10 protein-coding genes and 1 CRISPR repeat array are annotated in these 11,354 nt (G+C 55.8%); of the genes, 1 reads left to right on the plus strand and 9 read right to left on the minus strand.

Going from position 1 to position 11,354, the window contains the following annotated elements; all coding sequences use genetic code 11:
• The first annotated feature begins 186 nt into the window (after positions 1 to 186).
• Positions 187 to 1,179: a CRISPR direct-repeat array (repeat unit 29 nt; unit sequence ATTTCAATTCCACACAGTCCGATTGAAGC).
• 197 nt (positions 1,180 to 1,376) lie between these two features.
• The 9 genes from cas2 to D0T11_RS20965 all read right to left on the minus strand — a co-directional run bounded on the left by cas2 (position 1,377) and on the right by D0T11_RS20965 (position 11,084).
• Positions 1,377 to 1,640 carry a CRISPR-associated endonuclease Cas2 gene (cas2, locus tag D0T11_RS20925; RefSeq protein ID WP_119657760.1) on the minus strand — a complete coding sequence of 88 codons (264 nt, stop codon included), beginning with the start codon at positions 1,638 to 1,640 and terminating at the stop codon, positions 1,377 to 1,379.
• A gap of 1 nt (position 1,641) precedes the next feature.
• Positions 1,642 to 2,649 carry a type I-B CRISPR-associated endonuclease Cas1b gene (cas1b, locus tag D0T11_RS20930; RefSeq protein ID WP_119657761.1) on the minus strand — a complete coding sequence of 336 codons (1,008 nt, stop codon included), beginning with the start codon at positions 2,647 to 2,649 and terminating at the stop codon, positions 1,642 to 1,644.
• Positions 2,650 to 2,766: 117 nt separating this feature from the next.
• Positions 2,767 to 3,273, minus strand: a complete 507-nt coding sequence (gene cas4 / locus D0T11_RS20935; protein ID WP_119657762.1) for a CRISPR-associated protein Cas4 — start codon at positions 3,271 to 3,273, stop codon at positions 2,767 to 2,769.
• A gap of 12 nt (positions 3,274 to 3,285) precedes the next feature.
• Positions 3,286 to 6,162, minus strand: a complete 2,877-nt coding sequence (locus D0T11_RS20940) for a CRISPR-associated endonuclease Cas3'' (RefSeq protein WP_119657763.1) — start codon at positions 6,160 to 6,162, stop codon at positions 3,286 to 3,288.
• Between the two features lie 10 nt (positions 6,163 to 6,172).
• A complete protein-coding gene (cas5, locus tag D0T11_RS20945; protein ID WP_119657764.1) occupies positions 6,173 to 7,051 on the minus strand; it encodes a CRISPR-associated protein Cas5 in 879 nt (292 codons plus the stop codon).
• A gap of 12 nt (positions 7,052 to 7,063) precedes the next feature.
• Entirely contained in the window at positions 7,064 to 7,996 is a 933-nt protein-coding gene (locus tag D0T11_RS20950; RefSeq protein WP_119657765.1) for a type I CRISPR-associated protein Cas7, read from the minus strand.
• A gap of 21 nt (positions 7,997 to 8,017) precedes the next feature.
• Entirely contained in the window at positions 8,018 to 9,943 is a 1,926-nt protein-coding gene (locus D0T11_RS20955) for a hypothetical protein (RefSeq protein ID WP_147374772.1), read from the minus strand.
• A gap of 17 nt (positions 9,944 to 9,960) precedes the next feature.
• On the minus strand, positions 9,961 to 10,422 hold the full coding sequence (locus D0T11_RS22265) for a hypothetical protein (protein ID WP_147374773.1): 462 nt from the start codon (positions 10,420 to 10,422) through the stop codon (positions 9,961 to 9,963).
• Positions 10,419 to 11,084: a CRISPR-associated endoribonuclease Cas6 gene (locus D0T11_RS20965; protein WP_119657768.1), complete on the minus strand. Its 666-nt coding sequence runs from the start codon at positions 11,082 to 11,084 to the stop codon at positions 10,419 to 10,421. The genes D0T11_RS22265 and D0T11_RS20965 overlap by 4 nt, the downstream gene beginning before the upstream one ends.
• Before the next feature lie 133 nt (positions 11,085 to 11,217).
• On the opposite strand from D0T11_RS20965, the gene D0T11_RS23595 reads away from it, so the two are divergent.
• A partial coding sequence (locus D0T11_RS23595) for a transposase family protein (RefSeq protein WP_147374774.1) occupies positions 11,218 to 11,354 on the plus strand: 137 nt, incomplete at its 3' end.

Consider the following 11,354-nt stretch of genomic DNA (forward strand, 5'->3'; position numbering starts at 1 on the left):
CGTTGCGCCAAAAGTGCGGCGTGTTGGTGCGCAAGTCCTGCTCGTTTAGCCGGTGCGAGAAAATGCACCATACGCGCATCCAACTCGTCATCGACGAGCACAACCGTCGGTTAACGCCAACCTGAATCACCTCGCATTATACCACCGCCTATTAGGCGACAATAGCGTGCAGATATACGTGCTTATATTTCAATTCCACACAGTCCGATTGAAGCCTGACAACGGCCGTACTCCGTAGCGTCATCTACTAAATTTCAATTCCACACAGTCCGATTGAAGCCGAATTCGGGCAACTGCTTGAGCGGCCGGCTCACGTATTTCAATTCCACACAGTCCGATTGAAGCCTGTAGCCCAGATTGCGCAGGTTCTCGTCGATGCTCTATTTCAATTCCACACAGTCCGATTGAAGCTGTATTTCCACTCCCAGTAGGCCGGATGCACCTCGAATTTCAATTCCACACAGTCCGATTGAAGCCGTGCAATAGAAGCCGGTGGCCTTCGCCCCTTCCTATTTCAATTCCACACAGTCCGATTGAAGCTCAGGTCAGCATGGTCCTCCACGCGGAAGGTGCCGTATTTCAATTCCACACAGTCCGATTGAAGCCCTTGATGAGCTTATCGAGACTGAAGTCGTCTTCGGATTTCAATTCCACACAGTCCGATTGAAGCTATCCGGCACGAAGACCACGTGCTCGCAGTACTGCTATTTCAATTCCACACAGTCCGATTGAAGCACATCGACCAGGCGCGGAAAGTGGGCATAGTGAGCCATTTCAATTCCACACAGTCCGATTGAAGCACGAGGCCGCTACCTGCGTAGCAATATTTCAATTCCACACAGTCCGATTGAAGCTAATAGGTCGCCACGATCCACGAAGCCGCCAATAGGATTTCAATTCCACACAGTCCGATTGAAGCTGGTATTGTGGCTGTCCACGGCCAGACGCCAGTGGTATTTCAATTCCACACAGTCCGATTGAAGCCCGGCGGCAAAGGACACAAAAAAGCCCCCATCCTAGATTTCAATTCCACACAGTCCGATTGAAGCACCTGGTGCAGACCACTAAGGCCCAGAAACGGCTTCATTTCAATTCCACACAGTCCGATTGAAGCACACCGGGTTGTCGCTGTTGGCGGCCAGGCCCAGGGATTTCAATTCCACACAGTCCGATTGAAGCCCATGACGCAATCAGCGTCCTTGGTACCGTAAAGCTACTCTTTCAGGCGAAAGAAAACGTGCTAAAGTCGTCGGTGAGTAATAGCCGGATTTTGCCTGGCCAGCGACGACCCATGAATATCAGCTACTTGAGTAGTTGCCGGCGCTTCATGGCCTCATGGCGAACTAGCGGCTTACCGCACCGACGACTCCTCACTCTTATAAAAAGGTGTCCAGCCGATTGCGCTCCTGACCGACTACCTGCTTTTCCAGCCACTGCTGACTGCGGCTTTTGAAGATGATGATGCTGTCTTCGTCCGGATTGATGAACGTATGCGCTTTGGCGAGTAGCTCCTTCAGCTTTACCTCCGTGATTTCGCCCTCGAACACCGAGTTTTGGATCCAGTTCAGGTAGCGGCGGCAGAGTTTGAGCATTTTGCCCACGCGCTTCTCCCGGATATCATACACCAGCAGTACGTACATCTTACCACCAGGCTTTAAAGGGTTTGTACTCTTCCATCTGCATCAGGTGCTTGGTCAGCTTGTAGCATTCGAGCTTGATGAGGTGCTGGTAGCTCACACTGCGCTTGAGGCTCCGGTGTTGGATGGTTTCCTTGAGTCGCTCCTCAAATACGCGCACGATGGTTTTGCGGGCCGGTTCTTTGAGGACGCACCGGCCCAGGTCGTGCACGAAATCCCTGGGCTGTATTTCCTTCTTGTTCAGTACCCGGAAAATGAGCCGGTCCACCAGCAGCGGCTTGAATACTTCCGCCAGGTCCAGGGCCAGCGAGAAGCGGCGGGTGCCTGGCTCGTGCAGGAAGCTGATGGTGGGGTTGAGCTGCGTATGGTAAATCTGGGAGAGGCAGGCCGCGTAGCAGAGCATATTGCCGAACGACATCAGCGCGTTCAGCTCGTTCTGCGGCGGCTGGGTGGTGCGGGTGCCAAACGTGTAGTCGCCCGGTACCAGGCGGTCGAAGGCCCCGTAGTAGGTCTGGCGGATGTTGCCCTCCAGGCCCATCAGCTCGGGCACGGCCGCCGCGTAGGGGAGGGCAGCCACGTAGCCGTCAATCTGGTCGATGTAGGCGGCCACGTCGCGGCCCCGACTCTGGTAATAGCGTAGGTTTTTGAGCAGGTTGAAGGCCGAGCCTTCCACAAACTTGCGGGCCAGGATGATGCGCTTGGTTTTGCTGGTATAATGCTGCGTTTGCTGCACCTGCAACTTGCCGGCCAGCAGGTACTCCTTCGCCATGAACGAGCCGGTGTAGTGTTCGTAGTAGTCGAAGAAATGCACTGAAATACCCTGCTTGCCCAGAAAGTTATAGAGCGACGAATTGGCATCCAGCGACCCGAATACATATAGGTCAGATATTGCTTCTACGGGCAGATATTTCACTGCGCCAGGGTTGCCTTCCTCATCGCAGGCCGTGTATTGCAGCGTGTTGTCTTTGCGGGCCAGCCTTCCAGGATTGAAAAGGTAAACTGTCTTTTTCATATAGCACGGATTAGCACGGATTTTAACGGATTGCACGGATTTTGTAATTGGCACAGAAAGCGGTGGCGTCGGCTCTTGGAATATCAACCCCCCATTGCACTACTCACCACCTCTCAACTACTCGCCCACGTAGCAAAATTCGTAGTAGCTGCATTGCCGACAGAAGGGCTTGTTGATAACGGGAGGGCATTGCGGGTTTTCAATAATAAGCCGAATGGCCGTCTCCCACTGCGGAATCTGCCTCCGGTCTTCATCTGTTAATTCTACCGGCTGAGTCTGGCGCAGCTTCGGGTACTCCAGTAATCCTGTAGCGCCTGGAACTCCATGCTGCTCCAGCAGCCAGATATAATACTTTACCTGCGCCACATGAGCCTGCTCGGCCTTATTACCGCGCTTTATTTCGTGGACAATTTTGGCCTTAGGGTCGTAGAAATCAATTTTGCTGTTACCCAACGTTATTTCCCGGTACCGCTCCGCCCGTTGCGGATAGGCGGTTTCGTGCAGCAGTTTTCCGTCTTTTACTATGTCCGAAGTGCTTTCCATCCGTACCTCGTTGGCGTGCAGCCACAGTTCGCGGTGGCAGATGTGGTAGAGATTGATGAGCGTAGCATTGACGGAGCGCATAACAGAGAGCAATTACAGAATGACCGTAAACTCATCAACCGCTAGCTTATCGGAGCGGATGCCACTTTCCGGATCGTATACCTCGCGCCAATCGTGGGGGTCAAGCACCCACAAGCCGAATACTTCGCGGGCATGAATGCTAGTCTTGATACGCTGCATATCCTTTGACTGGGCAAAAAGCGAACACGTAAACATAGCCAGGATCCCTTGCAGCTGTTTAAGGTTTTTTCGACTTTCCTGCTTCGCGTCCCGGCTTTTACCCGGCTTCTTTATTAGATTTTCGAAAAGCTCCAGTACCTGCTGTCCCGAAATCAAACCTTTGATTGGCACGATATACTTTCCGCGCAGAAACGCTTCCTGAGCCGGCGTCAATAGTCGATTTCGACTAGCAAAATAGTCCCAGGCTTCAACTGAAGAAAAATCACCCGAACTGGGCTGCCGCCAATTTCCATCTACCCAAATATCCGGGTACAAACCAATTTCGCACGGTACGAATACGGTACCGTTTTCTTGGTCAATCAGCTTCAGCTCGTTGTCAACGGCCGGAAAATTCAGGCGGCGACAGTGCTCCTGATACGTGCCCAGATTAACCCCACCCACCTTCGTATTCCAGGTGTCAATGCCACGCATTACTTCGCCGTACAACTTATCGAAGTTTTTACTAGCCAGAATCTCGGCTGCTTCATTTCGAAACGCCCTGCTTTCCTGCACTCCATAGCGTTTATCGTGGCCGTAGAGCAATTTGGCCGAATCGAGCCGGAACAGGTATAGCACGCTGCCCGTTTTCGTTGCGTTGCGGTTGACGCGACCCGCCAACTGCTCCTCACTGTCAAGCAGCGACCGGTCTTTGAAACCTAAATCCATATCGATGTCCACGCCGGCCTCTACCACCTGAGTCGTAATAAGCAGCACTTTGGGACAAGTAGCGGGCTGATTTTTCAGGAAATGGATGATGGCCCGGCGGCGGGCTTCCAGGATGGTGCCCGACAGTACCAGCAGCGTGTAGCCAGGCAGTAAGTCCCGGTCGCTAATTAGTCGTTGAAACTCGGTAGCCGTTTTCTTGAAAATGAATTCGATAACCGTGCGTACCTGACCGTTGTGTTCGGTAGCCCAGACTTCGGACCGGTCCCGGACATAACGGGCCAACGCGGTTAAATAGGCTTCGCGGGCCTCCTCGTCCTTCCGGTCTGGAGTAGTCAGCTGGGTTTCCAGACCGAAGTCGAACCGTACCCGCTGACCAAAGTTTGGATTGAGAAAAAACCGTTGCCGCGCCTCCGGTAGTAGTTCCTGGAAGGGTACCCGCACGTAGCTTTCAGTACCAATTTTCAGATCACTGAGTCGGGGCAACGTGGCTGACATAAGCACGAAGCGGATGTTGAAAGCCCGGGCGTATTCCTCAAACAGCCAAGCCAGTTTGTCCCAATGGCGCGGGTCGTAACTCTGCAACTCGTCCAGAATGACCACTGAATTCGCCAGCCGGTGCAGTAGGTAATTTGCCTCCTTACGGCTGGTTTTGAGGATATCTACGAAGCGCACGTGCGTGAGCAAGCACACCGGGAAATTCACGAACAAGTTGTCGAGTTCACTCCGGTGCTCGCGGCCGTAACGGGCATCCTGCTCGGCATCGGCTTCGTTTTCCTGGTAGGCGGCCCGGCTATGCAGCTGTACTACCTCGTCGCCGGTCAGGCCCAGCGTTTCGCGCAGCGCCTGCGCCGTTTGGGTAATGAGGGTGGTAAAGGGGAAAACGTAGTAAATCTTAGTCAGCTCCGGGTTAGCGGCCAGTAACTCGGCAGCAGCCAGCATCGAGAGGTTCGTTTTGCCGCCCCCGGTAGGCGCGTGCAGATAAAATAGGCGCTCGTGCGCGTGCTGACGCACGTTGGTTACCACTTCGGCGGCCATGCGGCTGCGCAGCCTATTGAGATTATCGGCATTCGGCACCTGCCAGGCCGCTTGCGTAGGGTCTTCGGCTAGCCAGTTGGCCAAGTGTTCGGTTACCTGCCGATTGTAAGGTTGTAAAGTGCGGGCATGATGAATGATTTTCTCCCGTAACTCGTCGGTTATCAAGCCAAAATCGTCGTAAGGATGTGCGTCGTCCCAGCCGCGATAGTAATGCGCCGTACCATAAAAATCGGACGCCGTAAGCAACGAAAATGTCAGCCGCACCAGTGCATACAAGGCAAAGGCGGGCTGCTGTGGTTGGCGTAAGTGGTTCAGCGTCTGATCGTGACCCGAGCCTATTAAGTCATGGATGAATGCGTGGTCTTCGGCGGCTACTATACTACCGAATAAAGGGAGGTAAGCCTGCAACACCTGCGCCGGGCTTTCCAGAGACGTATTGCCCTGTGCCAAATTACCGCCTAACCGGGAATTGTGGTGGCGCTCCACCGGATACGCCAGCGCCAGCAACACCGCTGCCAGGGCTTCCTGCGTAGTTTCTGGTTCTTGAACCAAAATGGCGGCTAGTTCCCGCACCACAAACAAATACGTGCTAATGATGGCGTGTTGCGAACCATAGCCGTGCTTGACCGCCAGAAATGCCGGTTGCTGGGGGTTCTGGATATGCACCTGATAGGCACTGTTCACTTTGCCAAAGTCGTGATGCCACACCGCTTGTATCAGCAGGCGCTTTACTTGGCCGGCGGCGCGGGTTTGCTCGGTAGGGGGCACGCTTCCAGCCACTGTATCCCGTGCCAACTTGTCGGCTACGGCATCTAGGCCGTGGGCTACTACCAGCCGCCCAAAATACAGCATCACACGGTGCATGTGCTCGGCCAGTAGTTCGGGCGCTACACTATCGTTGTAAGCACTGTGGCCGTGGTAAGCAGGGGCATTAGTGAGCACCAAGGGCGGCAGGGTCGCCAGAAGTTGGGCAAAGGTGGGCAGCGACATCGGGCGGGGGCTAATGTAATTGCACTACCTGGCTATCCTGCCATTCATACAAATTCTCGATAGGGGCATCGGCCTGAAAGCGGACGTTGCTAAATACGAAATCGGCGTAGCGGTACTGCATCAGGTGTTCGTCAAAGCCCACCGGCAACCGCTCGAAATGCAGAAACGGCGGTTCGGCAGCACTGGTCTGCCGCGCTGCCCGCAGGCCCACGGCCCGCGCCACGGCATCACTCACTCGTTCGGTTTTCCGAAACGCCGACACTACTTCAAAATCCCGCCCACCCGCGAATGGCCGGGCTTCGGGTATTTTCTGCACGTTGTCCCAACTCAGGGCAAACTCGTTTTTTCCCAAGTAAGGCAGAAATTCTGCCTCCTGCCGATGCAGGCGCTGGTACAGGATTTCCTCCACGGGGTTGGCGCGGTTCAGCAGCACGAAGCAGCGGTAAGCGGGGCGAATAAGGGTGCTCTCGCGCAGAATCCAGGTGCCATCAGCGTTGGCGTAGCCCACGGTGTTGGTGTACTCAATCACCGTTTTGGCAAAACTGCCGCGCTCGTGGCGGGGCCGGCTGCCCGTCGCCGTTTCGGCTCCGGCGTAGGCCAGCGGAGCCACCCCCACCCGCAGGTGCCCGAGCTTATGCCAGTATTCGGGGCGCTGCCCGCGCCCGGCGTAGCCACCCAGGCCCGCCACTGCCCCCAGCAGTCCCAGCAAGGCTGGGCGGTGCAACAGGTTGTAGCTCAGGCTAAGCCCATCATTCACGTCGGGCTTGCGCAGAAAGCCGAAATCGGCCCGGACGTCGAACGATACCAGCGTAGGGGCAGCGGGCGGTGTGCCAGACAGATCCTCTATTGGCACTGGTTGCGGCGCATCAAAAGAAAGCAAAGTTTGCATACGCGGCCGGACTTAAAGCGGCAGCATTTGCGCCCCAGCAGGGGCGTTGCGAACTTCGGTGCCGGCGGTGTGGTAATACAAGTCAATGCGTTCTACCTGTTCGGCCACCCGGGGCTCGGCCAACAGGTCGCGCACTTTCGTCAGGTCGATTACCCGGTCGAGGCCCACGCTCACCAGCTCCACTAACGAGGGCAACACCAGCTTCGAGCCTTCTTTTAGCTCTACCCACAGTAGTAACTCGTTTTCGGTGCCGGCTTTGGAGGCCGAGTCATAGAACGTTACGCCGCTGCGTAGGGCTTCTTTCAACTTCTCCACGTCGGCGGTAGTCAGGCCGGTAGCGCCTTCGCCGGCTCGTTGCACGTGTTCGGCCAGATTCTGGGGGTTTACCGAAAAGTGATGCACGTAGTGGCCTTCGCGCAGCCGCACCTGCGTACCGAGGGTCGACATGGTAGAATCCACGCTTTTATCGCCCGGATTGCGGAAGGGCGACATAATCTGCTCTGAAAATATGGCTCCTTCCGCGTAGCGGTTCATGCCGTGCGTAATCTGCACCGGCCCGTGAATAGAAATATTGGTTTCGCCCGCGAACGTGGCCCCGAATAGACGGATATCAAGGCACTTGAGCAGATTGCCCAGAATGGCTAGCCGCACTACGCTGTCCTTATTTTTGCCCTTCTCCTGCGGATAAGGACCAAACAGGTTGTTGTAGGTTTCGTCCAGGGTGCGGGGCGACATGGCCTCGTTGAAGGTCTTGAAATAGAAAACCTTATCGTCGGCGTAGTTGCGGATGAAATAATTCTTGATGGAATATTTCAGCACCTTGTCCGTCGCGTACACCGTGCCATCAGGCAAGGTGCGCGGCTGATGGGTAAAATCGGCGTTGTAGTTGGAATTAACGCTCTTAATAACGGCGCAGCCGTAGGCGCGGTGGTTGTAGTTTGGCATGGGATGGGGAGGAGATAAAGATTAAGCTTCGGTTTCGTTGGTTTCGGATGCCTGGCTTTCAGCGGCGGCGTCTTCAGGTTTTTCGGTTTTCTTGGCAAACAGGCCCGAAGGACTGAAATAGCCGCACAGAATAAAGGCGAGCAGCTCCTTGGGCGTTTTCCGGGCTTCGTAGCCCAGCACTTCCTCCGCTAGTTTGCGGAAGCGGCGGTTACCAAACGAAATGGCGTGTTTGTAGCGCCGGATGGTTTGGGCCAGCGCATCCTTGAACAGCGCATCGTTGGTCTTTTGCAGAAAAGGCTCCAACAGCTCATTGGTTTTATCCTCCGTTTTGCTCTGGTAGAGCAAGTAGTAGATGAGCTGGCCGGCGGCGAAGGCATAGTCTTCGTCGGTGGCCAGGTGCTGGTCGGCGGCATCGTCGGCCAGCAGGCGACCCAACGAGTCGCGCAGTTCGGGCAGGTAAGTAGGCATAAAGTGTCCGGTGAAGTTGACGTTATTGGAATCGAAAAGATGGTTGAGACTCAGATAGATGTTAAGCTTCTGCTTGGCCCGGTAGCCCGCGTACTTATCGGTGGCGGCTACATCGTCCCGCAGGCCCGACAATAATATATCGCGCCACGCTGCCGGCGTAATGGCCTGTCGCCGTGACTTGTATACGAAATCGTACCACGCCTTCCGGTACTGCATCACCAGCCGGAACGTGGTGGCTGAGCAGTACTTAGGGTCGATGTCATCGAAGTACTTGTAGGCCCAGGCACCGCTTTTCTGCTCCTGCACCAGCGCATTGCTGAAAACGACTTTCAGTACCTGCGTTTGCAGGTCGAATACCGTCTCGCATTTCAGGGTTTGGTTGATACCGAACAAATCCTGCACCCGCCAGGAATTCGTATCCTGCTGCTCGTCGCGTAGCCGGATATCGAAGCGGCTCACATAGTCGAAGTCCTTGACTTCCCTTTGTTGGTAGAACAAGAGGTAGTAGTTGTTCAGGTCGTGGCCGCCACTCACCAGTCGCTCCATGATTTCGCGGTAGCCGGGCAACAAGGCCGGATCTTCGTTGAAAATGGCCACCACTTCCCGGTTCAACTCGTCGGCATCTACGAATACGGGCAACGGGTTGGGCAAAATGCGCTGGTTACGGTCGGCCAGCAGCCGGAAATCGTTGAGCCAGCGGGCATCCGCATCCGAAATGCGGCTACTAATACCCGAAGCCGCCGGGTTGCGGGCGGCATTGGTGCCGAAGGGTGCGGTCTGATGCAGCAAGAACGGCTTCTTGTCCCCGTAACCATTGAAGAAATTGCTGGTGCCGTACACCCGGTCCTCCGCGTCGGGGGTAGTGTTCTCCTGCTCAGTGTTAAACAGCTTATCGCGTAGGTAGCGGTTGTTTACCTGCTCGTAATCAGGTAGCGAAACCTGCGGTTCACCCAGATAGAGGCAGATATAATCGGTTTCCTTCAGCTTCTCATACTCGGGCAAGCTGGCCAGCAACTCGCCTAGCCCGTTTTGGCAGAAGTGCTTGAATTGCAGCGCCACCTGGCGTTCCCGCTCCTCGTCGGGTTCGAGCAGGGTAATAGCCCGGTCGAAGTAGCGCCCGATACGCTGGTCAAGGGGCTTTTTATTCTCTTCTATCTTCTTTAGGTAAGCTTCACCACCTATCCAGGTTCCTTTTTTGAATGCTAAGCAGTAAGTAGAAACGGAATGAATTTCCTTTTCAGGGCCGTCGTAAGTTTTCCAAGGGTTAATCATCCATGCCCGCTGCTCTCGCCGCGCACAGTTCAACAGAAACTCCGACACGCTGGCATCGGTGCGTCGGTATAGTTCGGGCGGCTGCACTGTTACAGCGCCCAACTCATCGAAACCAACAACAATATGTAGCCCGTCTTTGGGCCGCAAGCCGTGTTCCCGAAAGGGAGCCAGCACCTTTTGAGTATAGGTGACAAGTTCTTGTATCATGACTAATAAGTGCTTTATTAACTTTGAGATATGACGACAACACCGAAAAACTCGCAGTCCTCGGAGTCGAAGTCGCCCACGACCTCGAAGAACTCCGTTATTTCCTCTGCCGTTCCTAGCTTCCACAACCCTTTCCAAGGACCGGGGGCGGAGGATGCTTGGCGACGCTTGCGGGCTGAGCGCGGCCCCGTTGTCACCCGCGAAGAAATGCTGCGCCGCATCCGGAAGCAGGGCAAATAGGCGTCAATGGCTGGCTTGCTGCTCCCGTTGAACTTGCCTGCTACTGGTGCGCCGGTCAGCTTCCGCAATCTGTTTGAGGAGCGCGACCCAGCCAAAGTATGACGGGAACTGCTGGCAGAGCCATTGAAACTCATTAGTCGGGAAGAAGCTATGCGCCGCATGATAGAAGCCGATAAAAAGAGAAACCAATCTGCTAAATAGTCAACCAAAGCCGCCCCACCCGAGGCGGCTTTTTTCATTCCAGCGCCCCGCAGCCCAGCCCCGTGCTATTGCCCACGCCCACGCACCACGCAAACCGAATCTGCTCGGCCGTACCCGTCACGATGACGGGGCACTGGCTGGCGCGGCACTGCACGTTCTTGTAGGCAAAGAGCTTGGTTTTGGCCCCGGCATACGTCCGGTCGAAGCGCACGGCCGCGCCGGCGTCATCCAGGCCGGCCTGGCGGAGTTTGTGGCGCAGGGTGGCCGTGAGCAGCTCGTCGGCGCGCGGGTCGGTGTGGGTGAGGTGGTCGGCGGTCTGGCCTTTTTCGGTTTGCCACTTGATGAACACCGGGCTCAGCACCCGAAACCATTGCTCGCCGTCCTGGAACGGAGGGGGCGTGAGCAGGCGGGCGTCGCGCACGGTGAGGCCCAGGCCCAGGTCGGGCTCGCGCACCACGCCGCCTACCAGGGCATGAATCAGCGCCGGGTCGTGGGCCGAGATGGACCAGTGGGCGCCGTCGCGGAAGTGCAGGCCGTTGCGGCTGCCCCGGCCCCCGCGCAGCCAGGAGAGAGAATAGAGCGAGAGCCCGTCGTGGAGGTCGTTGTTGTGGCCGGCCCAGCGGTGAAAGGCTCCCTTGAGCGTGGGCAGGTGGTCGAAGGGCAGGGCCTGACGCGCCGTCAGGTATAATTGAAGCCGCATAGTATGTGCTAAGAAACGTAACCCGGGATGTCCGATATCCCCGGTAATATGGAATAAAAAATCAGAAAAAGTCAACCTACCTGACAAAAATCAGGGCAAACGCATGAAGCCGGGTGGGGGTTAGCTTTGGGTCATGAGCCACCCGATTCGCGACTACTTTCTGCAAGTTGAAGACTTCCGTCAAGCCGCCAAGTGCCGCTACCGACTGGCTGACATTCTGCTTATTGGCTTGTGCACCTACCTGAGCAACGGCCACGATTACGAGGACAT

It is taken from the genome of Hymenobacter rubripertinctus, from assembly GCF_003583925.1.
In the GTDB taxonomy this organism is placed as follows: domain Bacteria; phylum Bacteroidota; class Bacteroidia; order Cytophagales; family Hymenobacteraceae; genus Hymenobacter; species Hymenobacter rubripertinctus.